The 24,392-nt window shown below is 68.5% G+C and carries 25 protein-coding genes; 17 read left to right on the top strand and 8 right to left on the bottom strand.

The features are described from left to right. From UAA55_RS14150 to UAA55_RS14140, 3 genes are all read right to left on the bottom strand, one after another. Complete coding sequence (locus UAA55_RS14150) at positions 1-1,233, bottom strand: LL-diaminopimelate aminotransferase (RefSeq protein WP_322953507.1); 1,233 nt, start codon at positions 1,231-1,233, stop codon at positions 1-3. Between the two features lie 206 nt (positions 1,234-1,439). Further along, positions 1,440-2,132 carry a hypothetical protein gene (locus tag UAA55_RS14145; protein ID WP_322953506.1) on the bottom strand — a complete coding sequence of 231 codons (693 nt, stop codon included), beginning with the start codon at positions 2,130-2,132 and terminating at the stop codon, positions 1,440-1,442. Between the two features lie 283 nt (positions 2,133-2,415). Then, a complete protein-coding gene (locus tag UAA55_RS14140) occupies positions 2,416-2,598 on the bottom strand; it encodes a hypothetical protein (RefSeq protein WP_322953505.1) in 183 nt (60 codons plus the stop codon). A 430-nt stretch (positions 2,599-3,028) separates the two neighbouring features. Between UAA55_RS14140 and UAA55_RS14135 the strand changes: the two genes are divergently transcribed. Beyond that, a complete protein-coding gene (locus tag UAA55_RS14135; protein ID WP_322954464.1) occupies positions 3,029-4,843 on the top strand; it encodes a PHA/PHB synthase family protein in 1,815 nt (604 codons plus the stop codon). Between the two features lie 52 nt (positions 4,844-4,895). On the opposite strand, the gene UAA55_RS14130 is transcribed toward UAA55_RS14135, so the two are convergent. Then, entirely contained in the window at positions 4,896-5,474 is a 579-nt protein-coding gene (locus tag UAA55_RS14130; RefSeq protein WP_322953504.1) for a CGNR zinc finger domain-containing protein, read from the bottom strand. 105 nt (positions 5,475-5,579) lie between these two features. Here UAA55_RS14130 and UAA55_RS14125 point away from each other — a divergent pair, with 105 nt between their 5' ends. The 5 genes from UAA55_RS14125 to UAA55_RS14105 all read left to right on the top strand — a co-directional run bounded on the left by UAA55_RS14125 (position 5,580) and on the right by UAA55_RS14105 (position 10,609). After that, positions 5,580-6,083 carry a lipocalin-like domain-containing protein gene (locus UAA55_RS14125; protein WP_322953503.1) on the top strand — a complete coding sequence of 168 codons (504 nt, stop codon included), beginning with the start codon at positions 5,580-5,582 and terminating at the stop codon, positions 6,081-6,083. Between the two features lie 75 nt (positions 6,084-6,158). Continuing rightward, positions 6,159-7,181 carry an MraY family glycosyltransferase gene (locus UAA55_RS14120; protein WP_322953502.1) on the top strand — a complete coding sequence of 341 codons (1,023 nt, stop codon included), beginning with the start codon at positions 6,159-6,161 and terminating at the stop codon, positions 7,179-7,181. Positions 7,182-7,714: 533 nt separating this feature from the next. Continuing rightward, positions 7,715-8,713, top strand: a complete 999-nt coding sequence (locus UAA55_RS14115) for a type III PLP-dependent enzyme domain-containing protein (RefSeq protein WP_322953500.1) — start codon at positions 7,715-7,717, stop codon at positions 8,711-8,713. Beyond that, the gene (locus UAA55_RS14110; protein ID WP_322953498.1) at positions 8,676-9,071 is read left to right on the top strand and encodes a type III PLP-dependent enzyme domain-containing protein; all 396 of its coding nucleotides are present in this window, start codon (positions 8,676-8,678) and stop codon (positions 9,069-9,071) included. The genes UAA55_RS14115 and UAA55_RS14110 overlap by 38 nt, the downstream gene beginning before the upstream one ends. A gap of 116 nt (positions 9,072-9,187) precedes the next feature. Then, complete coding sequence (locus UAA55_RS14105; RefSeq protein ID WP_322954463.1) at positions 9,188-10,609, top strand: homospermidine synthase; 1,422 nt, start codon at positions 9,188-9,190, stop codon at positions 10,607-10,609. Positions 10,610-10,638: 29 nt separating this feature from the next. On the opposite strand, the gene UAA55_RS14100 is transcribed toward UAA55_RS14105, so the two are convergent. Further along, complete coding sequence (locus UAA55_RS14100) at positions 10,639-11,064, bottom strand: putative toxin-antitoxin system toxin component, PIN family (RefSeq protein ID WP_322953496.1); 426 nt, start codon at positions 11,062-11,064, stop codon at positions 10,639-10,641. Between the two features lie 7 nt (positions 11,065-11,071). Beyond that, a complete protein-coding gene (locus UAA55_RS14095; RefSeq protein ID WP_088872782.1) occupies positions 11,072-11,338 on the bottom strand; it encodes a ribbon-helix-helix domain-containing protein in 267 nt (88 codons plus the stop codon). 234 nt (positions 11,339-11,572) lie between these two features. Here UAA55_RS14095 and UAA55_RS14090 point away from each other — a divergent pair, with 234 nt between their 5' ends. The 3 genes from UAA55_RS14090 (at position 11,573) to UAA55_RS14080 (ending at position 15,523) form a co-directional block, all read left to right on the top strand. After that, positions 11,573-12,724, top strand: a complete 1,152-nt coding sequence (locus UAA55_RS14090; protein WP_322953495.1) for an ATP phosphoribosyltransferase regulatory subunit — start codon at positions 11,573-11,575, stop codon at positions 12,722-12,724. Positions 12,725-12,817: 93 nt separating this feature from the next. Continuing rightward, positions 12,818-14,110, top strand: coding sequence for an adenylosuccinate synthase (locus UAA55_RS14085; RefSeq protein WP_040847901.1), 1,293 nt, complete (start codon positions 12,818-12,820; stop codon positions 14,108-14,110). Positions 14,111-14,260: 150 nt separating this feature from the next. After that, a complete protein-coding gene (locus UAA55_RS14080) occupies positions 14,261-15,523 on the top strand; it encodes a 3-phosphoshikimate 1-carboxyvinyltransferase (RefSeq protein WP_322953494.1) in 1,263 nt (420 codons plus the stop codon). Position 15,524: 1 nt separating this feature from the next. On the opposite strand, the gene UAA55_RS14075 is transcribed toward UAA55_RS14080, so the two are convergent. Then, entirely contained in the window at positions 15,525-16,037 is a 513-nt protein-coding gene (locus tag UAA55_RS14075; RefSeq protein WP_322953493.1) for a phosphatase domain-containing protein, read from the bottom strand. A gap of 141 nt (positions 16,038-16,178) precedes the next feature. Between UAA55_RS14075 and UAA55_RS14070 the strand changes: the two genes are divergently transcribed. From UAA55_RS14070 to UAA55_RS14035, 8 genes are all read left to right on the top strand, one after another. Continuing rightward, positions 16,179-16,388: a hypothetical protein gene (locus UAA55_RS14070; RefSeq protein ID WP_322953492.1), complete on the top strand. Its 210-nt coding sequence runs from the start codon at positions 16,179-16,181 to the stop codon at positions 16,386-16,388. A gap of 167 nt (positions 16,389-16,555) precedes the next feature. Continuing rightward, the gene (locus tag UAA55_RS14065; RefSeq protein ID WP_322953491.1) at positions 16,556-16,852 is read left to right on the top strand and encodes a hypothetical protein; all 297 of its coding nucleotides are present in this window, start codon (positions 16,556-16,558) and stop codon (positions 16,850-16,852) included. Between the two features lie 43 nt (positions 16,853-16,895). Beyond that, complete coding sequence (locus UAA55_RS14060; protein ID WP_322953490.1) at positions 16,896-17,720, top strand: IclR family transcriptional regulator; 825 nt, start codon at positions 16,896-16,898, stop codon at positions 17,718-17,720. An 85-nt stretch (positions 17,721-17,805) separates the two neighbouring features. Next, positions 17,806-18,135, top strand: coding sequence for a PadR family transcriptional regulator (locus UAA55_RS14055; protein ID WP_322953489.1), 330 nt, complete (start codon positions 17,806-17,808; stop codon positions 18,133-18,135). A gap of 3 nt (positions 18,136-18,138) precedes the next feature. Beyond that, positions 18,139-18,939, top strand: a complete 801-nt coding sequence (locus UAA55_RS14050) for a hypothetical protein (protein WP_322953488.1) — start codon at positions 18,139-18,141, stop codon at positions 18,937-18,939. Between the two features lie 111 nt (positions 18,940-19,050). Continuing rightward, entirely contained in the window at positions 19,051-19,704 is a 654-nt protein-coding gene (locus UAA55_RS14045) for a hypothetical protein (protein ID WP_322953487.1), read from the top strand. A gap of 188 nt (positions 19,705-19,892) precedes the next feature. Then, positions 19,893-22,016 carry a 3-hydroxyacyl-CoA dehydrogenase NAD-binding domain-containing protein gene (locus UAA55_RS14040; protein WP_322953486.1) on the top strand — a complete coding sequence of 708 codons (2,124 nt, stop codon included), beginning with the start codon at positions 19,893-19,895 and terminating at the stop codon, positions 22,014-22,016. Between the two features lie 13 nt (positions 22,017-22,029). Continuing rightward, positions 22,030-23,190 carry an acyl-CoA dehydrogenase family protein gene (locus UAA55_RS14035; RefSeq protein ID WP_322953485.1) on the top strand — a complete coding sequence of 387 codons (1,161 nt, stop codon included), beginning with the start codon at positions 22,030-22,032 and terminating at the stop codon, positions 23,188-23,190. Between the two features lie 3 nt (positions 23,191-23,193). Here UAA55_RS14035 and UAA55_RS14030 read toward each other — a convergent pair whose 3' ends face one another. Further along, complete coding sequence (locus UAA55_RS14030) at positions 23,194-24,303, bottom strand: JmjC domain-containing protein (RefSeq protein WP_322953484.1); 1,110 nt, start codon at positions 24,301-24,303, stop codon at positions 23,194-23,196. Positions 24,304-24,392: the final 89 nt, after the last annotated feature.

The following is a 24,392-nucleotide window of genomic DNA, read 5'->3' as shown; positions in this document are numbered from 1 at the left end:
TTAACCATTGGACCTCAGACCACTTTTTTGCCGGCGGCTTCCGCGCCGTTGCCCGTTCAGGTGCAGGAAGCCCCGGATGTTGCGGCAGGCCTGGCGGATGCGCTGGACGTTTTCCACCAAGCCGAAGCGCACGTGCTCGTCGCCATACTCGCCAAAGCCGATGCCGGGGGAGACGGCGACCTGCGCCTCCTGCAGCAGCAGCTTGGAGAATTCCAGCGAGCCCAAGGCGCGAAAGGGCTCCGGAATCCGGGCCCAGACGAACATGGTGGCGGCCGGCGGCGGCACGTCCCAGCCGGCGGCGGCCAGGCCGTCGATCAGGGCATCGCGGCGCGCCTTGTACATCTGCCGGATCTCCTCCACGCAGTCCTGCGGTCCGTTCAGCGCGGCGGTGGCCGCCACCTGGATGGGGGTGAAGGCGCCGTAGTCGACGTAGGACTTGAACTTGGCCAGCGCGCCGATGAGCTTCTTGGACCCCACGCCGAAGCCCACGCGCCAGCCCGGCATGTTGTAGGTCTTGCTGAGGCTGTTGAATTCCACCGTGATGTCGCGCGCCTCGGGGATCTGCAGGATGGACGGTGGCGGGTTGCCGTCGAAATAGATCTCCGCGTACGCGATGTCCGACAAGATGTAGATGCCATGCTTCAGGCACAGCTCCACGATCGGGCGGTAGAAATCCAGCGTGACCGTCTGCGTCGTCGGGTTGGCCGGGAAGCTGACGATGACGGCGATGGGCTTGGGCACCGAATGGCGGATGGCGCGTTCCAGCGTCTCCACGAAATTGTCCAGGCCCTCCACCACCGGGATATGCCGCAAGGCCGCACCCGCCAGCATGAAGCCGAAGGGATGGATGGGGTATGAGGGATTGGGCACCAGGATGACGTCGCCCGGGCTGGTGATGGCCTGGGCCAGGTTGGCCAGCCCTTCCTTGGAGCCGATGGTGACGCAGGCCTCCGTCTCCGGATCGATGTCGACGTCGAATTGGCGCTTGTAATAGGCGGAGATCGCCTTGCGCAGGCCGGGGATGCCGCGGGACATGGAATAGCGGTGCGTCTTGGGATTGCGCACGGCCTCCACCAGCTTTTCCACGATGTGGGGCGGGGTGGGCTGGTCGGGGTTGCCCATGCCGAGGTCGATGATGTCCTCACCGGCCGCGCGAGCTCGCGCCTTCATCGCGTTCACTTCGGCGAACACATAGGGCGGCAGGCGCTTAATGCGGTGGAACTCTTCGTTCATGGGACGGTCTGTACCGATTTCAGGGTGGATGGGAGGCATGGATCGCCGATGGTTTGTATCGTCCCGGCCGAAACCGGGCGACAGCAATTTCCACAGGGCGGGCATCCCGTTTCAAGACATTTGCTTACAAGAACGCCCGCACCCAGCTAATTTTCCGCCCCAATCCAGTCCCCAGGGGACACGAGTGGCCCCGGGGATGTGCCGGATCAGTTCTGGGGGGTCTGGCTGGTGCCGTTGGCGGCGGGGGCACCAGCCTGGCTAGCGGCGGCGCCGGTAGCGGCAGGAGCGGCGGTCGCGGGGGCGGCGACGGGGGCGGCCGGAACGGCATCGGGCACGCGGCCCGGGACCGTGGGCGGCGCGCTGGGCACAACCGGCATCTTGCTCTGGCTGGGCGCGGCCGATCCGCTGGACGGGCCGAACAGCGCGCTGGAGGAGGAACCGGCGCGCTGCACCGACTGCTGGTCCGGGGAGGCCTGATATTTGTTCAGGTCCGTGGCGATGGAACCCGCCGCCGTCCGGTTCGCCAGCAGCGCGTCCATGTCCTTTTGCCGAGTGGCGGGATCCGGCACGTCCTTCGGCCGCTCCGGCACCGAGGCCAGGTTGGGCCACACGGCGGGCGGCGGCCCCACGCGGCGCACGGGCCGCTCACCCAGCAACAGGGCCTTGCTGCTGGCGTCATTGGCCATGGGCTCCGGATCTTCGGGGCCATCGTGGAACAAGGCCTGAGGCACCAGCTGGCCGGCGCACCCGCCCAGGCTCAAACCAGCGCCCGCAAGGACCAGCGCCAGCAGGCCGCGACCGGCCAGGGCGCGCGCGCCGAGGACGGGGCGGGAACGGTTGGAGTGACCATCCTGGGTGGCTGCACCCGTGGGCCGTGCGTCAGCGTCGGTGAAAATCATGGCCGGATCGTGTATGAAATCCCCACGGGCCGCAAGCGCCGTGACCAGCCGTAACCCAGCCTTCTTACGGCGGCGGAACGGCCGGGCAGCGGGCGGGCGTCCTTACCGGGTCCCCGCGGAACACCTCGCGCGGGCGCCGCTTCCATCAGAACAGCCCCCTGGTAATCGAGGCGAAGGAACAAGAAAGCATGGCCGATACCCCGCCCAAGCGTACCCGGTCCCCGCGCGTTTCCAAAACTGCCCCCGAAACCGTCCCTCCCGCCCCGACCCAACCGGCGCCCCCTCAACGGGCCAGGGCCACCGCAGCGAAGGCGACGACGCCCAAGGCCCCGCCGCCCAAGCCGGCCGCCAAGGCCGCGCCCGTGAAGGCGCCGCCGGCGAAGAACACGGCCGCCAAAGCCGCGAGCGCGCCCAAGGCCGCCGCCAAGACCGCGGCCGCGCCGAAAGCGAAAGTGGTGCGCGCCACCCCCATCGCCCCGCCCGTGCCGGGCGCGCCGCACCTGAAGGCGCACAAGAACCTGACCCGGGAGCCGCTGGCCCCCGTGCCCGTGGCCGGTGTGACGGCGGAAAAAGCCAAGGACGCTCCGGGTGCCGCCCGAGGGCGCGCGAAACAGCCGGCCAAGGCCGCCGCCGCCCCAGCCGTGGCCGCCAGGGCCCCGCGCCGCAAGGCCGTCCCCCTGCCACCCAGCGTGGTGATGCCGGCCACCGTCCCGGAGGCGCCCAAGCCGCCGCCCTTCAAGCCCGTCGAAGCGCCTAAGGCCGAAGCGCCCAAGGCCGAGGCACCCAAGGCCGATATGCCCAAGGTGGAAGCCACCAGGCCCGCGGCCAAGGATGCGCCCGCCAAGGATAAGGATGGGCCGAAGGATGGCGAGGTCCGCCTGCCCGATCCGGTGGAAATGACCCTGGCCATGAACCGCATCGCGGAACAGGCGCAGAGGCTGGTGGCCGATTTCGTGGGCCGGCAGGCGCAGACGCCGGCCGACGGCACCGCCGCCGCCGACCCCATGTCCATCGCCGCGCCCTTCAGCAGCCTGCCGGCCAACCTGTCCAACCTGGACCCGTTCAACCTGGGCGGCGCCTTCATGGAGATGACGGCCCGGCTGATGGCCGACCCCAACCGCCTGATCGAGGCGCAACTGGGCCTGTGGCAGGACTACATGGCCCTGTGGCAGCGCACGGCCCAGCGCCTGATGGGGGAGGAGGCCGAGCCCGTCATCAGCCCGGCCAAGGAGGACAAGCGCTTCAAGGACAAGTCCTGGGAGGAAAGCGCCGTCTTCGACTTCATCAAGCAGTCCTATCTGCTGACCGCCAAGTACGTGCAAACCGCCGTGCGCGGGGTGGAGGGGCTGGAGGGCAAGACCGCCAAGAAGCTGGATTTCTTCACCCGCCAGTTCGTGGACGCGCTGTCGCCCACCAACTTCCCCCTGACCAATCCCGAGGTGCTGCGCGTCACGCTGGAGACGGGCGGCGACAACCTGCTGAAGGGCCTGGAGAACCTGCTGGGCGACCTGGAGCGCGGCCGCGGCCAGCTGGCCATTTCCATGACCGACTATTCGGCGTTCGAGGTGGGACGCAACATCGCCGTCACCCCGGGCAAGGTGGTCTTCCAGAACGATCTGATGCAGTTGATCCAGTACGCGCCGCTGACCGAGACGGTGCACAAGACGCCGCTGCTGATCATCCCGCCGTGGATCAACAAGTTCTACATCCTGGACCTGAAGCCGGCCAACTCGCTGATCCGCTGGCTGACGGAGCAGGGCCACACCGTCTTCGTCATCTCCTGGGTCAATCCCAATGAGAAGCTGGCGGCCAAGGATTTCGAGGACTACATGGTCGACGGGCCGCTGGCCGCCCTGGACGCCATCAAGGACGCCACCGGCGAGGAGGGCGTGAACGCCATCGGCTACTGCATTGGCGGCACCCTGCTGTCGGGCACGCTGGCCTATATGGCCGCCAAGAAGGACGCGCGCATCAAGAGCGCGATGTACCTGGTGACCCTGACCGATTTCACCGACGTGGGCGAGCTGTCGGTGTTCATCGATGAGGAGCAGCTGGGCGCCCTGGAAACCCGCATGAAAAGCCGGGGTTACCTGGACGGCCAGTCCATGGCCACCACCTTCAACATGCTGCGCTCGAACGACCTGATCTGGTCCTTCGTGGTCAACAACTACCTGCTGGGCAAGGACCCCTTCCCCTTCGACCTGCTGTACTGGAATTCCGACAGCACCCGCATGCCGCCGGCCATGCACAGCTTCTATCTGCGCAACATGTACCAGAAGAACCTGCTGGTGCGGCCGGGCGGCATCACCCTGAAGGGCGTGCCCATCGACCTGCGCACCATCAAGACGCCCACCTTCATGCTGTCCACCCGCGAGGACCACATCGCGCCGTGGAAAAGCACCTACGCCGCCACCCAGCTCTATGGTGGGCCGGTGAAGTTCGTGCTGGCCGCCTCCGGCCATATCGCCGGCGTGGTCAACCCGCCGGCTGCCAACAAATACAGCCACTTCCTGAACGACAGCCTGCCCGCCACGCCGGACGAATGGCTGGCCGGTACCACCCAGGTGCCCGGCAGCTGGTGGCCCGTCTACGCCGACTGGCTGAAGCCGTACGCCGGCCCGCAGGTCCCGGCCCGCGTGCCCGGTGAAGGCAAGCTGAAGGCCATCGAGGACGCCCCCGGCAGCTACGTGAAGGTGCGGGTGGTGGAGTAAATGTGGTTCCCGTCGAGCAGGGGATTTTCAGTCCCCTGCTCGACGGCCTTATTCAAGCCCCCTCGCGCTTGCGCCGGCGGAACTCCGCCACCTTGGCCTTGGTGCCGCAGCCTTTCATGGAACACCAGCGGCGGTCGCCGGCACGGGAGGTGTCGACGAAGAACAGGGTACAGGCGGGCGATTGGCATTGCCGGACGGGTGCCCCGCTGCCGAACAGATGCACCGCCTCGCGCGCCACGGTGGCGATGAAGGCCGACATGGGGCCGTGGAGCGCCACGGCCGCCGTGGAGCCCGCCAGCGCCAGGGCGGGTGTCGCCGCCGGCAGGGCGGCCACCTGGTTCAGCACGTACAACGCCGAATTGAGGCTGCCACCGGGTGGGCCGCTGCCGCCATGCCGATGGACGGCCAGATCGTAAATGGCCTCGCGCAGGCGCCGGGCCAGCGCCAAATCCCCCTCGCCCGCCGGCGGTGCCGTGTCGGTCAGGCCGGCCGCCACCATCCAGCGCCGCACATCCTCCGGCGTCGCCAGTAGTTCGCGCGGCGCGGGCTTCAGCCGCGCCTGCAAGGTGGCCGGCAGATCGATTGCGGGGCAACCGCCGCGGAAGCGGAAGCCGTCACGTTCCTCCGCCATAGGGTCGCTCTGTCTCATGTAACCGTATTGACAGGTTTCAGGAATGAGGGCAACCATCGTGTCACTGAAACCAGATGAACCGGTTACAAGAAGAAGGAAGCGATCATGCGTTTCGAAAGAGGGTTATCCGTCCTGGCCATGCTGGCGGCCATCGGCACATCCGCCGGCGCCCGCGCCGCCGATCTGCCCTCCCTGGAAGGCACCTGGGTGATGGACGCGGCGTACGAGATCCATGCCGACGGCAGCCGCACGACCAATTATGGCGAGCACCCGCTGGGCCTGCTGACCGTCAATTCGGCCGGCCGCTACAACATGCAGATCTTCCGGGTGGGCCGGCCCGCCTTCGCCAGCGGCGTGAAGGCCCAGGGCTCGGCGGAGGAGTACCGACAGGCCGTCCTGGGCTCCAGCACCCACTTCGGTACCGTCCAGATCGACCGGGAGCATCACCAGCTGGTGTTCGACGTGCAGGCGGCGTCATTCCCCAATTGGGAGGGCAAGCGCCAGGTGCGCGACTACACCTATGACGGCCGGCTGCTGAGCTATGGCGTGCCGGCCAGCGCCTCGGGCGACGGCACCGTGGCCTATTCGGTGTGGCGCAAGGCGCCGTGACCCCTGGCCGCACGACAGGACGTCAACCGCACCCGGCCTTGTGAAGCCACCCCGAGTTGCTTACAAGAAGGGCCCATGTCCATCCTGACCCCCTTCCTCTGCCTGTTCCTGCCCTTCCTGCTGGCGCTTGGCCTGGTGGGGGCGGCCACCTGGTGGCTGAAACGCCGCCAGGTCATGGACCAGCCCAATGAACGCTCCAGCCACATCTCGCCCACGCCCCGCGGCGGCGGGCTGGGTGTCGTGCCGGCCCTGCTGGGCGCCTGGGCCGTGACCGGCCTGGTGGCGGGGGACATGGACACGCTGTGGCCCACCATCGCCGCCGCCTTGGCCCTGGCCGTCATTTCGTGGTCCGACGATTTGGGTGGCGTGCCGCCCGGCTGGCGCCTGCTGGCCCAGGTGCTGGCCGTGGCCGTGGGCCTGTCGGCCCTGCCGGGCGAGGCCCTGGTGTTCCAGGGCTGGCTGCCGCATTGGCTGGACCGCTTCGTGGCCGGCCTGGCGTGGGTGTGGTTCGTCAACCTGTTCAATTTCATGGATGGCATCGACGGCATCAGCGCCGTGGAAACACTGTGCCTGGGCCTGGGCCTGGCGGCCGCCTACTTCGCCGCCGGCCTGATGGGGTTCATGAGTTCCTACGCCCTGGCCCTGGCCGGCGTGGCCCTGGGCTTCATCGCCTGGAACTGGCACCCGGCCCGCGTCTTCCTGGGCGATGTCGGCAGCGTGCCCCTGGGCTTCCTGTCCGGCTGGCTGCTGCTGCGCGCGGCGGGCGATGGCCTGTGGCTGCCGGCCCTGATCCTGCCGCTGTATTACCTGAGCGACGCGACCCTGACCCTGGCCAAGCGCCTATGGCGGCGGGAGCCGGTGTGGCAGGCCCACCGCCAGCACTTCTACCAGCAGGCGGTGCGCCGCCTGGGCCGGCACGATCTGGTGGCCCTGGCCATCCTGGCGGCCAACGCCGCCCTGGCCGCCAGCGCCATCCTGTCCTTCACCGACCCCAGCTGGGTGGTGGTGGCCCCCGTCACCGTCGCGGCCCTGCTGGCCTGGATGGCCCACGTCAAGACGGCCTCCAAAGGCCAGGCCAGTGATGGCGGCGCCACCTGAGTGGCAAGCGCCAACAGGTTCCTTATCCAGCCTTGAGAGGAGCGGGAGGCGGCCCTTCAAAAATTTAAGTTTGCTTGAGCCGCCAAATCGCCTAAATACAGAATTCGCGACGCACCCGCACGTGCCACTGGCCCCTGGGTCCCGGTCATTGAACATGGCCCGAACCCTTGGATGGTTAAGCAACGACGTTAGGCGTCCTTTTTAAGCAGATCCGGCCAAAGTGACTGGGCCGGGCCTTGAGAGGGAACCAACATCATGCTTTCCACCATAAAACGGGCGGTGAAGCGGTAAGCCCCTTCTGGTCCTGACGCGTCTGTTGACGCTTTGAGGTCTTAAGGTCGACGGATCGACCCGATGGCCCGGCAATCACGACGCTAGACCAGATCATTCCCCCTTCCCACCGATCGCTGACGTTGAACGGCCCCTGGCGTCACCCGCCACGCCCGTTTCCCCGCGCGGTCCCTGGATCAGCCGAATGAAGCCGGTTCCCCGTACGCCCGAGGGCGACGACCGAGCCGGACAGGGGTATTGCTATGGCCTATCGTTTCCGTTCCGCCGTTTCCCCCCTGCGCCGCGTGCGCGCGCAGTCCCGTCCCTCCGCCGTTACGGCGCCCGCCCCCACCGTGGACAGCCTGGTCGCCAGCCTGGCGCCGGCGGAGCCGATGCACTGCCTGCGTCCGCGTCAGGTGGCCGCCAACGCGCGCGAGTTCATCGCCGCCTTCCATGACGCGGTGGAGCAGGCGCTGGGCGACGGCGAGCGCGGCACCGTCATGTACGCGGTGAAGTGCAACCCCGACCCCACCATGCTGCGCGCCCTGACCGAAGGCGGCCTGCGCCATTTCGACTGCGCCTCGCCCGCCGAGATCCGCCTGGCCCGCCAGATGTACCCGTCGGCGGCCGTGCACTACATGCACCCGGTGAAGAACCGTGCCGCCATCCGCGCCGCCTATTTCGAGCAGTCGGTGCGGGACTTCTCCCTCGATTCGGCCGATGAGCTGGCCAAGATCGTCGAGGTGGTGGCCGAGGGCGTGCCCGGCGGTGACGGCGTGGACGCCCGCCTGGACCCGGTGGCGGCCGACCTGGGCCTCATCATCCGGCTGGGCATGCCCAAGGGGCAGGCCGCCTACGACCTGTCCGCCAAATTCGGCGCCGCCTTCGACGAGGCGGTGGCCCTGCTGCGCGCCGCCCGGCCGCTGGCGATGCGCGTGGGCGTCTGTTTCCATGTCGGCTCGCAGTGCATGGACCCACAGGCCTACACCCGCGCGCTGGCCATCGCCGATCGCGTGGTGAAGGCCGCCGGTGTCGCCATCGACGTGGTGGACGTGGGCGGCGGCTTCCCCGCCCGCTACCCGGACATGGACCCGCCTCCGCTGGCCGACTACATGGCCGCCATCCGCGACGGCCTGATGGCCATGGATTCTGGCGTCCAACGTCCAGGTGTGGTGCGAGCCGGGCCGTGCCCTGGTCGCCACCGGCGCCTCGGTCGTCGTCCAGGTGGAACGCCGCCGCGGCTCGGAGCTTTTCATCAATGACGGCGCGTACGGCAGCCTGGCCGACGCCGGCGCCTTGGGCATGCGGTTTCCCGTGCGCCTGATTTGCCCGACACAGGCCGAGGCGCTGCAGGAGTTCAGCTTCTGGGGTCCCACCTGCGACAGCGCCGACTATATGCGCGGTCCCTTCCTGCTGCCCGCCGACATCCGCGAGGGCGACTGGATCGAGATCGGGCAATTGGGCGCCTATGGCGCCGCCTTGCGTACGGCCTTCAACGGCTTCGACCAGGCCCGCCTGGTGGAGGTCCGCGACGCCCCGCTGGTGGCGACCGCAGGCCTGGTCTCCGCCCCGGTTCGGCGGAATTCGCGATACGGCATATTGCGTCGCCGCATCGCTTGAGGCAAACACGGCGCTCTTAATTCAACAGAGGGGCCGGCGCCCGTGAAGGAACGCCGGCGAATTCGCGACAGCAACAGACGGTCGGTCAACCGTTGGTAAAGCCCGGAGAGTTTATGATGTCCCATTCCGTGAAACATGCCGCCATCCCCGGGCGACTTTATATCATCGGTTTCGGCAGTATCGGCCAAGGCGTGCTTCCCCTGGTGCTGCGGCACCTGGACATCACCGCCGACCGCATCACCATCATCACGGCCGACGCGCGTGGCCGGGACGAGGCGGCGCATTACCAGGTGGATTTCCAGATCCGTCCGCTGACCCGCGACAACCATCGCGACATCCTGGTGCCGCTGCTGCGCAAGGGCGACTTCGTCCTGAACCTGTCGGTCGACGTCTCGTCCTTGGCGCTGGTGGAGCTGTGCCAGGAGGCCGGCGCCTTCTACCTCGACACCTGCATCGAGCCCTGGGTGGGCGGCTACACCGACCCCAGCCTGTCGCCGTCGCTGCGCAGCAACTACGCCCTGCGCGAGGCGGCGCTGGAGCTGAAGACCCGCTATCCCGGCGGCCCCACCGCCGTGCTGACCCACGGCGCCAACCCGGGGCTGGTGTCGCACTTCATGAAGCAGGCGCTGCTGAACATCACCCAGGACAACGGCCTGGACGTGGCCGTGCCCACCACGCGCGACGGCTGGGCCCGTCTGGCCCAGCGCCTGGACATCAAGACCGTGCATGTGGCCGAGCGCGACACCCAGGTGGCCGACCGACCGCGCGAGCGGGGCGAGTTCGTCAACACCTGGTCCATCGACGGCTTCGTCAGCGAGGGCTGCCAGCCGGCGGAACTGGGCTGGGGCACGCATGAGCGCCACTTCCCCGCCGATGGCCAGCGCCACGACTTCGGCAGCCAGGCGGCCATCTTCCTGAACCGCCCGGGCATCAGCACCAAGGTGCGCACCTGGACACCCATGGAGGGCCCCTTCCACGGCTTCCTGGTCACGCACAACGAGGCCATCTCCATCGCCGACTATTTCACGGCGCGGAACGAGGATGGCAGCGTCGCCTACCGCCCGACCTGCCACTACGCCTATCACCCCTGCGACGACGCCATCACCTCGATCCACGAATTCGTGGGCAAGGGCTATGTGCAGCAGGAGCGCCAGCGCCTGCTGATGACCGAGATCGTCGACGGCATCGATGAGTTGGGCGTGCTGCTGTGCGGCCACGAGAAGGGCGCCTACTGGTACGGCTCGCAGCTGACCGTGGCCGAGGCGCGCGAACTGGTGCCCTACAACAACGCCACCAGCCTGCAGGTCTGCGCCACCGTCCTGGGCGGCATGGTCTGGGCCCTGGAGAATCCGACCCAGGGACCGGTCGAGGCCGACGAGGTTTCGTTCGAGCGGGTCATGGAAATCGCCACGCCTTACCTGGGGCCTGTGGTGGGCGTCTACACCGACTGGACCCCCCTGGACGGCCGCGAGACCCTGTTCCCTGAGAACCTGGACCGCGAGGACGCCTGGCAGTTCAAGAACGTGCGGGTGGTGTGAAGGGGGCAAAGCCCCCGCCCTTCTTGGCCTTAAGTTGGCGGCATCAATCCGAATAAGGTCAGAAAGTCACGAACAGTCAGAATTTTAGTGCCCTCGAACCGCCGTAGGCTCAGCAAATCCTGTTTATCGCCAGTAATCAGGAAATCCGCGTCACCTGCCAATGCGGTGGCCAGCAGGTAATTGTCAAAGGGATCGGGTGAGGCGGAGACTGTCGGCAGAGGCTCCACAATCTCCGCAATCTCACGCATGTCATTGATCAACTGACCCGCTATGGCCGGCGGCAGACGCGCCCGTATCTTCGGGTAGCGGGTGACACGCATCAACTCGTCCAACTGGGGCGTCGAGACAAGCAGGCTGAAGCGCCCCTCTCGCCAAAGGGTCACCAAGCGGGCCGGCAGTGAGGCTTTTGCCAGCAGCGCGCTGATCAGGACGTTGGTATCAACGACGACGCGCACCGGTCAGTCAGGCTTTGGGCGTGCGATCTTGCCGCGTCGCGGCGACGGCTTCGTTCAGGAGATCATCCAGATCGTCTGGCGACATGTCATCGAACCCGCCACGTGCCTCCGCCATGGTCTGCTCGAACACCCGCCACTTGACCGCCTCCTCAATGAACTTGGAGAGATCGCCTTTCTTCATGCCACGTTGGGCCAGGAAAGTGCGAACGGCGATATCGGTCTTTTTAGAAACCGAAACGCTCCAGCGCGTTGTTTCAGAAGAGGTGTCGGACATGGCGCAGCCTATAGGCGGATAAGCATATAAGAGTATAAGCGCTTACCCGCCGAATACGAGAGGCTTCGCCTCAGTTTCTTGTGCTCCCTAAAGGCCAGGCACACGGTGAGGTTGGCCCCGCATGCCCCCTCCCCAGCGGGCGCGGGGCTTAAACAATTGCGTGCCGGGCGGCCAGCGATTAAAGACCCGTAACGGGCACTGTCGCCCTTACGACGCCCGGGACCCTTCTGCATTATGACTGACAGCGCCGACGAGGCCATTGCGGCCAAGGCCCTGCTGCCGGCCGGCTTGCGCGACCTTCTGCCGCCCGCCGCCCAGCACGAGGCCCGCATCGTGGAACAGCTGATGGCGGACTTCGGCCGCCATGGGTACGACCGGGTCAAGCCGCCGCTGATCGAATTCGAGGAGGGTCTGCTGGCGGGCCCAGGCGCCAAGCTAGCGCACCAGACCTTCCGCCTGATGGATCCGGTGTCCCAGCGCATGATGGGCCTACGGGCCGACATGACGCTGCAGGTCGCCCGCATCGCCCAGACCCGCCTGGGCAAAGCCCCCCGCCCCCTGCGCCTGTCCTATGCCGGCCAGGTGCTGCGCGTGAAGGGCTCGCAACTGCGCCATGAGCGCCAGTTCGGCCAGGTGGGCGTGGAACTGGTCGGCAGCCTGCGCGCCGAGGCTGATGCCGAGATCGTGCTGCTGGCGACCGAGGCCCTGACCAACCTGGGTGCCGAAGGCCTGACCGTGGACCTGACGGTGCCCACCCTGGTGCCGGCGTTGTTCCGTTCCCTGGGCCTGGATGAGGCCACTCAGCGCGCCGCGCGCGAGGCCCTGGACCACCGCGACGCCGCCGGCCTGGCCGCCATCGGCGGAGCCGCCGCCGAGCTGCTGGGCCGCGTGATGGCGTGCTGCGGCAACGCCCCCGCCGCGGTGGAGGCCCTGGCCGCCGTCGAACTGCCGGCGGAGGCGGAGCCGGAGCGCCAGCGCCTGGCCACCGTGGTGAACCTGATCGTCAGCGCCGCCCCGCACGTCCAGATCACGATCGACCCCGTGGAACAGCGCGGGTTCGAGTACCAGACCGGCGTCAGCTTCACCATTTTCGCCCGTGGCGTGCGCGGCGAGATCGGGCGCGGCGGCCGCTATCGCACCCTGGCGGGGGAACCGGCCACCGGCTTCACCCTGTTCACCGACACGGTCATTGAGTCCGTGCCCGGCCCGGCGCCGGCCCGCCGCCTGCTGCTGCCCCACGGTACCCCGGCGGCCCAGGCCCAGCGCCTGCGCGAGAAGGGCTGGGACACGGTGGCGGCGCTGGAGCCGCTGGACGATGACGCGGCCGAGGCCAAGCGCCTGGGCTGCAGCCATCTGCTGCGGGACGGCTGGACCGTCGAGGTCTGAGCGTCCATCTGAGTTGAGATTTCGCGGGGCCCGCGGCCAATCCCGCCGCCCCGCGTCCGTCATTGAGAGCGCCGTTTTAGAGGGAGAAGCATCATGGCCAATGTCGCGGTCGTCGGCTCGCAGTGGGGTGACGAAGGCAAGGGCAAGATCGTCGACTGGTTGTCCAGCCGCGCCGACGTCATCGTCCGTTTCCAGGGCGGCCACAACGCCGGCCACACGCTGGTCATCAACGGCGTCACCTACAAGCTGTCGCTGCTGCCCTCTGGCGTGGTGCGCCCGGGCAAGCTGTCGGTCATCGGCAACGGCGTGGTGGTCGATCCCTGGGCCCTGCTGCGCGAGATCGAGAACATCGCCGCGCAGGGCGTGCAGATCACCCCGGAAAGCCTGATCGTGGCCGAGAACGCCACCCTGATCCTGCCGCTGCACAGCGCGGTGGACAAGGCCCGCGAGGAGGCGCGCGGCGCCGGCAAGATCGGCACCACCGGCCGCGGCATCGGCCCGGCCTATGAGGACAAGGTGGCCCGTCGCGCCATCCGCCTGTGCGACCTGGCCGACGAGGCCGTGCTGGAGCACAAGGTCGACCAGCTGCTGTTCCACCACAACGCCCTGCTGCGCGGCCTGAACGCGCCCGAGATCGACCGCGCCGAGCTGCTGGCCCAGCTGCGGGAGATCGCCCCGCGCATCCTGCCCTACAGCGCCGTTGTCTGGCAGCGCCTGGAAGAGGCCCGCGCCCAGGGCAAGCGCATCCTGTTCGAGGGCGCCCAGGGCGCCATGCTGGACGTGGACCACGGCACCTATCCCTTCGTGACCTCCTCCAACACCGTGTCGGGCAACGCCGCCGCCGGCAGCGGCATGGGCCCCGGCGCCGTCGGGCATGTGCTGGGCATCACCAAGGCCTACACCACCCGCGTCGGCTCCGGCCCCTTCCCCACCGAGCTGTTCGATGACATCGGCGAACTGATCGGCGCCAAGGGCAAGGAATTCGGCGTGGTCACCGGGCGTAAGCGCCGCTGCGGCTGGTTCGACGCCGTGCTGGTGCGCCAGGCGGTGAAGGTGGGCGGCATCGACGGCATCGCCCTGACCAAGCTGGACGTGCTGGATGGCATCGAGGAGCTGAAGGTCTGCACCGGCTATCGTTACAAGGGTGAGGTCATTCACCACCTGCCGGCCGGCCAGACCGCCCAGGCCGAGGTGGAGCCTATTTACGAGACCTTCCAGGGCTGGACCGAAAGCACCTACGGCGCCCGCTCCTGGGCCGACCTGCCGGCCACGGCCATCAAGTACATCCGCCGCATCGAGGAACTGATCGAAGCGCCGGTGACCCTGCTGTCCACCAGCCCCGAACGCGACGACACCATTCTGATGCGGGATCCGTTCCAGGGTTAAGTTGGCTCCCAGACGAGGAGAGAGCCCGATGGCGTGCCTCACGCCATCGGGTAGCCCGCGACTGCGGGCGCCGGAGCGAGCACCGAAGGGCGCAGCGAGGACAGCCAAGCGGCCGGATGGCCGCGCCGGCGCTTGAGGAACAAGGAAAAAATGGGTACGGGCGCGACAACCATCATTCCGCCGCAGGGTCCGCTGAAGGGCCGGGTGGCGCCGCCGGGGTCCAAGTCCATCACCAACCGCGCCCTGCTGTTGGCAGGTCTGGCGGCCGGCACCAGTCGGCTGACCGGCGCCCTGAAAAGCGACGACACCCGCTATATGGCCCAGGCCCTGCGCGACATGGGTGTCGCGGTGGATGAGCCGGACGACACCACCTTCGTCGTCCATGGCACCGGCCGCCTGAACGCGCCGGCCCAGCCCCTGTTCCTGGGCAACGCCGGCACGGCCACCCGCTTCCTGACGGCGGCGGTGGCCGCCGCTGTGGACGGCACCGTGGTGGTGGATGGCGACGCGCATATGCGCAAGCGCCCCATCGCCCCCCTGGTCGCCGCGTTGAAGACCCTGGGCATCGCCATCGACGCCCCCACCGGCTGCCCGCCCGTCACCGTCAACGGCCAGGGCGGCTACAAGGGTGGCCGGGTGGAGATCGACGGCGGCCTGTCCAGCCAATATGTTTCCGCCCTGCTGATGATGGGCGCGTTGGGGCGCGAGCCCACCGACGTGGTGCTGACCGGCGCCGACATCGGCGCCAAGGGCTATGTCGATCTGACCACCGCCGCGATGGCCGCCTTCGGCGCCCAGGTCAGCCACCCCAGCGACACCGTCTGGACCGTGGCCGCCACCGGCTATCAGGCCGCCGATTTCGCGGTGGAGCCCGACGCCTCGGCCGCGACCTACCTGTGGGCGGCGGAAGCCCTGACCGGCGGCGCCATCGACCTGGGCACCCCGGCCGACGCCTTCACCCAGCCGGACGCCCGCGCCTACGACTTCATCCGCCTGTTCCCCCACCTGCCGGCCGTCATCGACGGCTCGCAGATGCAGGACGCCATTCCCACCCTGGCGGTGCTGGCGGCCTTCAACGCCACGCCCGTGCGCTTCACCGGCATCACCAACCTGCGGGTGAAGGAATGCGACCGCGTGGCGGCGTTGGCGACCGAGCTGTCCCGCATCCGTCCCGGCCTGGCAGTCGAGGAGGGCGACGATCTGCTGGTGGCTGGCGATCCCGGCCTGGCGGGCCAGAGCCTGCCCACCCGCATCGAAACCTACGCCGACCACCGCATCGCCATGAGCTTCGCCCTGGCCGGCCTGAAGATCAGCGACATCACCATCCTCGACCCGGGCTGCGTCGCCAAGACCTATCCGGGTTACTGGAAGGCGCTGGCCGGCCTGGGTGTGGCACTCAAGGACGGGGCCTGAATCAGGCCAGCAGAGGCAACACCTCGGCAAAAGACCACACCCAGGCACGCTGCTCGTCCGTATCCGGCACGGGCATGCCCCGCGCCTGGGCGATGCGCGCGAACGCCGTCGCCGCATCCAGGCCAGCGCAAGCCATCACGCAGGCCGCCAGCAGCGACGACCGGCCGATGCCCGCACGGCAGTGCACGGCAACGGGGCGGCCCGCCGCCAGCTCCTGGGACAAGCGCCGCGCCAGGGCGGTCACCTGGCGCAGCGAGTTTGGCACGCCCCGATCCGGGATGGGTAGGGTAGTGAAGGCCATTCCCCACCCCCGGCACAGCGCCTCCTCCTCCATCAGGGCCAGTTCCCTAACCTCCGCCGGTTCCAGCAGACTGACCACTTCGGCGACCCCGGCAGCATGCCAGCCGGCGACCTCATCCTCCAGCCAATCGCCCGCCCGGGGCCGCGCCATGATGGCCAACCGGCCCGTCCAGGGCAGGTCCTGGGCGTCTATCCAGTAAAGTGCCGCGTACATTTGAGTCCCCCGCGCCGGACGATGAGCGCCGACGTTTCACGATTCTCAGGACCAGCGTGGGGCCCGGCTTCCAAAAGAATGACACGTCCCCGGACCAGGCGCGGGATCGGCGCCGCGAGACGTCTGAGGATCTTCACGGCGGTGGTAACACCCATAACCGGCCTGTTCCTGATCCTGAATTTGGCAGGTGCGGCTGGACTGGGCGGCGATGCCTGTGACCGCATCCTGGAGTGGCCGGGCCAACCGTCCGGTGACGAACAGTCCATCGTCGTGCTTGCGATGATGACCTGCATCGGATTGATACTTCAAGGCTTTCTGAATGGCCTTCCCAAGCTCTTCGGGCTGGAATAGGCGTGGAGGTCAAGGACGAGGCCTGACCCCTCGCCCCTGACCCATCGCATAGCTATGCGTCTTATAGTTGCAATGACGCCCTAGTCAGCCGACACTACCGGCCTTCGCGCGGCCGCCGGCCAACAGCGGCGCGCCTCGCCCCCAGGATCGAACGGCTGGCCCGGCAGATGGACAATGCGGCGTTGTCATCCGGCACCATGGCGCGCGTGAGGAAGGGCCGGATCTTTATCGTCCTGCTCATGCCCGTCGTCGGCATCCTGCTGGTCCTGAACCTGGCGGAGTTCTGGGGCCTGGCCCCCCTGGTGGCGGGGCGGGGCGTCTTGGCCTGGCTGGGCTTGCCGCCGGCGTCCTGGGAAAGCATCCGCCTCTTGCTGCTGATCGCTTTTTTCGCGGGCGTGCTGCACCGCTATTTCCGCTTCATCGAAAAGTCGTTCGCCGTTTCCTCCGGCGGCGGAGACGTATAATCAGTCTCAAGGGCGCACACGGGCGCCCCGGGGAGGAGATGCCTTGAAGAAGCGCGGCGGTCCGGTCACGGAAGAGATGGGCGATGAGGCTGGCGGCGACCGGCAATTCGTCACGGCGCTGTCGCGTGGGCTGGACATCCTGCGTTGTTTCGAGCCCACCGATGGTCCCCTGGGCAATGCCGACCTGGCGCAGCGCTGCGGCCTGCCCAAGGCCACGGTGTCACGCCTGACCTACACCCTGGCCAAGCTGGGCTATCTGGATTACCTACCCGACAACGGCAAGTACCGCATGGGTGTGGCCGTGCTGGGCCTGGGCTATGCTTGCCTGGGTGGGCTGAAGATCCGCGAGACGGCGCAGCCCTACCTGCAGGCCCTGGCCGACCACGCCGGCGACGGCGTGCTGACCGCTCTGGCCGGCCGCGACGACCTCAGCATGGTCTACATCGCCTGCGCCCGGGCGCCCGGCATGGTCAGCCTGCAACAGGACGTGGGCTCGCGCCTGTCCCTGGGCCGGTCCAGCATCGGCCGCGCCTATCTGGCGGCCTTGGATCAGCCCACCCGCGCGCCCCTGATGGAACGCCTGCGCCAACGGGCGGGCGAGGAGTTCTGGCCCATGGTGGAGCGGGGCATCCTGCGCTCCGCCGATGAGATCCGCGCGCGCGGCTTTTGCCTGAACGTGGGCGAATGGGTGCAGGGGGTGAATTCCGTGGCCGTTCCCCTGCGCCCCACCCAACCGGGCCAGCCGCCCCTGGCGTTCAATTGCGGCGGCCCGTCCTACATCCTGACACCCGAGCGGTTGGAGAGGGAACTGGGCCCCCGCCTGGTGGAACTGGCCAACCGTGTGGCCCTGGTCGGCCGGGCGCTCTGATCCCTTCCCCCGTCCCGTTCTCCCGTTGACGGGTCGCGCCATCAGATTTACATTGTAGAAGAAATAGGGAAGCAGGGTGGGCGTGATGGGCAGGAACACACTGGGCACGTTGGAACAGGCGGTGATGATGGTCATCCTGGCCCTGGGCGACGGCGCCTACGGCGTGGCCATCCGCGATGAACTGAGCCGCCGCACCCGGCGGGAGCACACGCTGGGCGCGGTCTACACCACCCTGGACCGGCTGTCGGCCAAGGAACTGCTGGAGTCCTATCTCGGCGAGCCGACGCCGACGCGCGGCGGCCGGGCCAAGCGCTATTTCAAGCTGACCGGCGAGGGTCGTCAGGCGCTGGACCACGCCGTCAACACCCGTCACGAGTTGGAATACGGCCTGGGTCTGGCGGGCAAGGGGGCCTGAGCCATGACGACGCCGTCCGAAAACAGCAACGCCGTCGCCACCCCAGCCGTCCTGCCCCTGTTCCCCCGCCTTTGCCTGATGCTGGTGGCCACCCCCGATGAGGTGGAGGACCGCATGGGCGACCTGGAGGAATCCTACGTCAACGCCTTGGCGATCCTGGGGCCGGACGCCGCCCTGAACCGCTATCGCCGCGACATCGCCTCAAGCATCCTGGCCATCGCCAACCGGCGGCTGGAGAACCTGGTGCTGCTGCGCTTCCTGGATCGGGGCCGGCTGCTGCTGTCTCTGGCCACGATCGCCCTGGCTTTCAGCGTCTGCTACGCCATGATGTCGGTGCTGGTGCCCGCCCCATGGTGGATACGCGCCGGCATGCCCAGCTATCCCGGCCAGTTCCGGGGCTTCAATCAGCCCGATTATCCCGTCTGTCAGGCCTGGACCGACTATCAGGGCCGGAGCCGCCTGGCGCGCGACCTGCGCGGGCCCGGCATCCACGTGACCGAGGTCACCACCCGGGGCGCGGTGCGCCAGGGCACGGAACAGGATCTGGCGGTCCTGCTGCCCCAGGCGGCCAAGGTGACCGCCATCTATTGCGGCATCAGCCGGCCGGGCGCGGGGAGAACCGCTGTCGAAGAATGTTCCCGCGGTGGCTGCGGCACCGGTGTCTCGGCTTTCGTCGAGGATAGCGCCTACGTCAAAGGCCGTGTTCTGACCTTGGCCATGTCCACCCGCTCCGCCGGCCCCGAGGACGGCGTCACCGGCCATTTCTGGGTGGCCTGGCGCGACGACGGCAACAGCGTCCCCTGAATCCCCTACCCCGCTTCGCCCTTCTCAATGGGTGCGCTAATTTCTTCTACATTGTGCAATAAATTGGAAAGGGCGAAAGCCATGGACGCGAATTTGTCGCTTGAGGCCCAGATGCCGCTCCCCGTCGCGGTCATGGGGCGGTTTCTGGTGTCCCTGATCTCGGCCGCCCTTTCCGTCAGCCTGGTCTATGCCCTGATGACCGCCTCGATACCGGACCCCTGGTGGCGGCAAGCGGGACTGCGCACCAACCCCGGTTATTTCCGGGGCGCCAACGTCGTGGACTATCCCTTCTGCCAGGCCTGGAACGATTACCAGGGCCGGAACCGCATGGCGCGGGACCTGGGCGCCCCCGGGGTGCGGGTGACGGAGGCGCAGACACGGACCACCATCCGCCCCGGAGGGGAAGAGAACCTGTTCGTGGAACTGCCCGGGACCGCCCAGGTCGTCGCCATCTATTGCGGCATCTCGCAGGATGGGGCGCCCATGGGCGAATGCGCCCGCTATGTCTGCGGCGACGGGGTCGCCACCTTCGTCGGCGACAGCATGTACACAGGCAGCGAGTACAGCGGCACCCTGCAGGATGGCAACCGGATCCTGACCCTGACCCTCATGAACAAGCGGGCCGAAACGCGGCGGCGGACCACGGTCCGCTTCTGGGTGGCCTGGCAGGACGACACCCCACCACCCGAGGCCACGGCCCCGCAAACGGTCCCTCCGGCCCTGCCCCCAAAAGCCACGGCGAAGCCGTTTTCCAATCCGACCTGATCCGACCGACAGGGAACGGCGCCATGAACGGATCGAGAGGGCCAAGGCATTGTAATCCCGCCGGGCGCACAATAAATTCCGCTGCGCGGAATCATATTTCGCAAATCTTGCATCGTGTCGGAGCTTTGTTACTGTCGCTCCCGGAAGGCGCCGACCCAACCAGGCGCCGGTTTCGGGAGAGAGGTTCCATGGACGCCAGCGGCATCGCCACCGACCGCACCCCCGTGCGCTATGAGCGCCAGGGACGCACCGGCATCATCACCGTCGACCAGCCGCCCGTGAACGCGCTGGGTCAGACCGTGCGGGCGGGACTGCTGTGCACCCTGGCCCAGGGCCAGGCGGATGGGGAGGCGGACCTGCTGGTCCTGCTGGCGGCCGGCCGCACCTTCATGGCCGGCGCCGATATCCGCGAATTCGGCCAGGCGCCGCTGGTGCCCTTCCTGCCCGATGTGGTGGCGGCGCTGGAGGCCAGCTCCAAGCCCGTCATCGCCGTGCTGCACGGCACGGCCTTGGGTGGCGGGCTGGAGGTGGCGCTGGGCTGCCATTTCCGGGTGGCGCTTCCAGGAACCAGGCTGGGCCTGCCGGAGGTGAAGCTGGGCCTGCTGCCCGGCGCCGGCGGCACCCAGCGCCTGCCCCGCCTGGTCGGCCCGGCCAAGGCGCTGGAAATGATCCTCAGCGGCGATCCCGTCACGGCGACCACTGCCCTGGACATCGGCCTGGTCGACTGGGTGGCGACGGAGCACGACCCCTTGGAGGCGGGCCTCGCCTATGCCAAGCGGGTGCGGGCCAAGGGCCTGATGCCCCGGCGCACCGGTGCGCGGGGGGACCGCATCGCCGCCGTCAGCCCCCTGCTGTTCTCCGCCGCCCGCGCCGACCTGGCCCGGAAATCCCCCCATCTGTTCGCCCCCCATCGCTGCGTCGAAGCGGTGGAAGCGGCCTGTGCCCTGCCCCTGGCCGAGGGGCTGAAGCGGGAGCGCGAGCTGTTCCTGGCCTGCATGGACAACCCACAGCGCGCCGGCCTGATCCATTCCTTCTTCGCCGAGCGGGCGGTGGCCAAGGTGCCGGGCCTGGCGCTTGACGTGATGCCTCGCTCGGTACGGCGCGTGGCCGTCATCGGCGCCGGCACCATGGGCGGCGGCATCGCCATGTGCTTCGCCAACGCGCACATCCCCACCGTGCTGCTGGATATGACCCAGGAGGCGCTGGACCGGGGCCTGTCCACCATCCGCCGCAACTACCAGGCCAGCGTGGCCAAGGGCAGGCTGAGCCAGGAAGAGGCGGACACGCGCCTTGGCCTGATCCGCCCCAGCCTGGCTTATGACGACCTGGCCGACGCCGACCTGGTGATCGAGGCGGTGTTCGAGTCCATGGACCTGAAGAAGAGGATCTTCACCCGGCTGGACCAGGTGTGCCGGCCGGGCGCCATCCTGGCCACCAACACCAGCACCCTGGACGTCGACGCCATCGCCGCCGTGACCGCCCGGCCCCAGGACGTGGCCGGCCTGCATTTCTTCAGCCCGGCCAACGTCATGCGTTTGCTGGAGGTGGTGCGGGGCCGGGAGACGGCGCCCGACGTGCTGGCCACGGCCATGGACGTGGCCAGGCGCATCGGCAAGGTCGGCGTGGCCGTGGGCGTCTGCTACGGCTTCGTCGGCAACCGCATGCTGCATCAGCGGGCGCGCGAGGCCACGGCCCTGGTGGACGAAGGCGCGGCGCCGGAACAAGTGGACCGCGTGCTGACGGATTTCGGCTTCCCCATGGGCCCCTTCGCCATGGGCGACCTGGCCGGGCTGGACGTGGGCTGGCGCATCCGGGAGGAGCGACGCAAGGCCGGCGACCCCGACACCCCGCCGCCCGGCTGGCTGGACCGCCTGGCCGAACAGGGCCGCTACGGCCAAAAGACGGGAGCCGGCATCTACCGCTATGAGGCCGGCAGCCGCGCGCCCCTGCCCGACCCGGTCACGGCCGACCTGATCGCCAAGGACCGCGCCGCCAAGGGCATCACCCCGCGCAGCGTCACGGATCAGGAGATACTGGAGCGCTGTCTGTACGTCATGGTGAACGAGGCGGCGAAAATTCTGGAGGAGGGTGTGGCCGCCCGCGCGCTGGACGTCGACATGATCTGGGTCCACGGCTACGGCTTCCCCGCCTGGCGCGGCGGTCCCCTGTTCTGGGCTGACCAGGTGGGCCTGGGCGCCATCCTGGATGCCATCACCCGGTTCCATCAGGCGACAGGCGCCAAGCAATGGCAACCCTCGCCGTTGCTGGAGCGCCTGGTGCGCGACGGCCACGGCTTCGCCAGCCTGAACTGAGGGGGCGATTGCGATGGCCTTGGATCAAGAGACGCTGAGCCAGCTGCTGGACACCGTGAGCCGGTTCGTGCGCGACCGGCTGGTGCCCCTGGAACACCAGGTGGCGGAGGATGACGCCATCCCGCCACATATCGTGGACGAGATGCGGGATCTCGGCCTATTCGGCCTGTCCATCCCGGAAGAGTACGGTGGCCTGGGCCTGACCATGGCGGAAGAGGTGCAGGTGGCCTTCGAACTAGGCCAGACCTCGCCGGCCTTCCGCTCCCTCATCGGCACCAATAACGGCATCGGCTCGCAAGGGCTGGTCATCGACGGGACGGAGGAACAGAAGCGCCATTACTTGCCCCGGCTGGCGGCCGGCGACCTGATCAGCGCCTTCGCCCTGACGGAACCGGAGGCGGGATCGGACGCCGGTTCCTTGCGCACCAGCGCCCGGCGCGACGGCGACCATTATGTGCTGAACGGCACCAAGCGCTTCATCACCAACGCGCCGCATGCCGGCCTATTCACCGTCTTCGCCCGCACCGACCCCGCCAGCCGCGACGCCAAGGGCGTCACCGCGTTCCTGGTGGAGGCCGGCACGCCGGGCGTCAGCGTCGGCCCGGCGAACCGCAAGATGGGGCAGAAGGGCAGCCATACCGCCGACGTGGTGTTCCAGGACGCACGGGTGCCGGCGGCCAACATCATCGGCGGGCGCGAGGGCCAGGGCTTCCGCACCGCCATGAAAGTGCTGGACAGGGGGCGCCTGCACATCGGCGCCGTCTGCGTGGGCGTGGCCGAGCGCCTGATCCGCGACAGCCTGGCCTATGCCCTGGACCGCCAGCAGTTCGGCCAGCCCATCGCCGAATTCCAGCTGGTGCAGGCCATGCTGGCCGACAGCCGGACGGAGGCCTATGCCGCCCGCTGCATGGTGCTGGAGACCGCCCGCCAGCGGGACGCCGGCCGCGACGTGGGCACGGAGGCCGCCTGCACCAAGCTGTTCTGTTCCGAGATGGTGGGGCGTGTGGCCGACCGCGCCGTGCAGATCCACGGCGGCGCCGGTTATATGGCCGACTACGGGGTGGAGCGCTTCTACCGCGACGTCCGCCTGTTCCGCATCTATGAGGGCACCAGCCAGATCCAGCAGCTGGTCATCGCCCGCAACATGATCCGGGACGCGAAGGGCGGACGCTGAGGCTCAGTCGTCGAACAGCCAGACCTGGCCAACTCGGGCCAAGCCGGCCACCGCCTGCGCCACGGCACCACCCTCCATATCCGCGAGGGCCGGCTTTAGCTCCCCCAGTCGGGCGCCGTCCGTGGCCAGCAACTGCGTCAGCACCCGCCGCTGATCCGGCGGCAGTTTGGATGGAACCGGCCCCGGACCACGCGCGGCGGGATGGATCTCCGTGGTGTCCGACAGGGTGTGATCCAGGCCCAGGTTCATGGGCTGGAACGCCTCCCGCTCCCCATCCAGCTGGGTGAACAGCGCCGCCACGTCCGGCTGTTCAAGGGCGCCCCGCAGTAGGTCGGCCTGTGCGGACAGCTGCCGGCGCGTCGCCGCCCCGTCCGCCACGGCCATGACCTCTTCCCGGAAAGCGGCCTCGTCCCCCTCCAGCCGCCCGGCCAAGGCCCGCAGCATGTCGCGGGCCCGCAGGCCGCCCAGGTTGATGGTCAGGTGGACGGAATGGCCGCCCTCCGCCACCGCCGCCCAGTGGATGTCGCCACGCGGGATGTACAGCAGGTCCCCGGGGCGCAAGGTGTCCTCCCACTCCATCGGCCCCGCCTCCGCCACGGTGGGATAGCTGCGGCTGACCAGGGGATGGACGGCGCGAGCGCCATGGCAGTGCCAGCGCTTCTCCCCCGATATCTGCAGGATGATGACGTCGTGGTTGTCCCAGTGGGGCCCCAAGGCGCCGTCGCGCTGGAAGCTGACATAGGCGTTGGCGCCTCCCCGCACGCGATAGCGCCGCTCCACCACCGCGACCAGGGCGGCGATGCGGGGGGAGACATGGTGCAGGTGGTTCAAGGCGAGGCTGAGACCCTGATTGATCTGCTCCTGCAAGGCGGCGGCTTTGAGGGCCAGCACGCCCGCCTTGCTGCGGCCCACCACCGTTTCATAGGGCAGATCCTGGCCGACGCGGACCAGGCGCAGGCGCCCATTGTGCAACCCCGTCAGCGTCACCTGGGCGTTGATCAGCGACCAGGGCAGCAGCCGGGCGAAGACATCCGCCTGATTGGTGCGCAGATGCAGGCGCCGCTTTTCCAGAAGGGCCCGGTCCAGTTCGGCCGGGTCATGAGGGCGGACCAAGGCCGCCACGCCACCAAGCATATGCCCCCCAATTCCGGGCCATCCCGCCCACACCTAGGGGGCAAAGGATAGCATCCGGCGCTGCGAGC

The organism is Nitrospirillum guanabarense, from assembly GCF_034653355.1.
GTDB lineage: Bacteria > Pseudomonadota > Alphaproteobacteria > Azospirillales > Azospirillaceae > Nitrospirillum.
The sequence above is the reverse complement of the archived record's forward strand: the minus strand, read 5'-3'. Positions and strand labels throughout refer to the sequence as shown.

Bases quoted from the DNA above. Each gene is read 5' to 3' on its own strand.
- UAA55_RS14150 (WP_322953507.1), bottom strand. From the start codon at position 1,233: ATGAACGAAGAGTTCCACCGCATTAAGCGCCTGCCGCCCTATGTGTTC.
- UAA55_RS14145 (WP_322953506.1), bottom strand. From the start codon at position 2,132: ATGATTTTCACCGACGCTGACGCACGGCCCACGGGTGCAGCCACCCAG.
- UAA55_RS14135 (WP_322954464.1), top strand. From the start codon at position 3,029: ATGACCCTGGCCATGAACCGCATCGCGGAACAGGCGCAGAGGCTGGTG.
- UAA55_RS14130 (WP_322953504.1), bottom strand. From the start codon at position 5,474: ATGGCGGAGGAACGTGACGGCTTCCGCTTCCGCGGCGGTTGCCCCGCA.
- UAA55_RS14125 (WP_322953503.1), top strand. From the start codon at position 5,580: ATGCGTTTCGAAAGAGGGTTATCCGTCCTGGCCATGCTGGCGGCCATC.
- UAA55_RS14120 (WP_322953502.1), top strand. From the start codon at position 6,159: ATGTCCATCCTGACCCCCTTCCTCTGCCTGTTCCTGCCCTTCCTGCTG.
- UAA55_RS14115 (WP_322953500.1), top strand. From the start codon at position 7,715: ATGGCCTATCGTTTCCGTTCCGCCGTTTCCCCCCTGCGCCGCGTGCGC.
- UAA55_RS14105 (WP_322954463.1), top strand. From the start codon at position 9,188: ATGTCCCATTCCGTGAAACATGCCGCCATCCCCGGGCGACTTTATATC.
- UAA55_RS14095 (WP_088872782.1), bottom strand. From the start codon at position 11,338: ATGTCCGACACCTCTTCTGAAACAACGCGCTGGAGCGTTTCGGTTTCT.
- UAA55_RS14090 (WP_322953495.1), top strand. From the start codon at position 11,573: ATGACTGACAGCGCCGACGAGGCCATTGCGGCCAAGGCCCTGCTGCCG.
- UAA55_RS14085 (WP_040847901.1), top strand. From the start codon at position 12,818: ATGGCCAATGTCGCGGTCGTCGGCTCGCAGTGGGGTGACGAAGGCAAG.
- UAA55_RS14080 (WP_322953494.1), top strand. From the start codon at position 14,261: ATGGGTACGGGCGCGACAACCATCATTCCGCCGCAGGGTCCGCTGAAG.
- UAA55_RS14075 (WP_322953493.1), bottom strand. From the start codon at position 16,037: ATGTACGCGGCACTTTACTGGATAGACGCCCAGGACCTGCCCTGGACG.
- UAA55_RS14065 (WP_322953491.1), top strand. From the start codon at position 16,556: ATGGACAATGCGGCGTTGTCATCCGGCACCATGGCGCGCGTGAGGAAG.
- UAA55_RS14055 (WP_322953489.1), top strand. From the start codon at position 17,806: ATGGGCAGGAACACACTGGGCACGTTGGAACAGGCGGTGATGATGGTC.
- UAA55_RS14050 (WP_322953488.1), top strand. From the start codon at position 18,139: ATGACGACGCCGTCCGAAAACAGCAACGCCGTCGCCACCCCAGCCGTC.
- UAA55_RS14045 (WP_322953487.1), top strand. From the start codon at position 19,051: ATGCCGCTCCCCGTCGCGGTCATGGGGCGGTTTCTGGTGTCCCTGATC.
- UAA55_RS14040 (WP_322953486.1), top strand. From the start codon at position 19,893: ATGGACGCCAGCGGCATCGCCACCGACCGCACCCCCGTGCGCTATGAG.
- UAA55_RS14035 (WP_322953485.1), top strand. From the start codon at position 22,030: ATGGCCTTGGATCAAGAGACGCTGAGCCAGCTGCTGGACACCGTGAGC.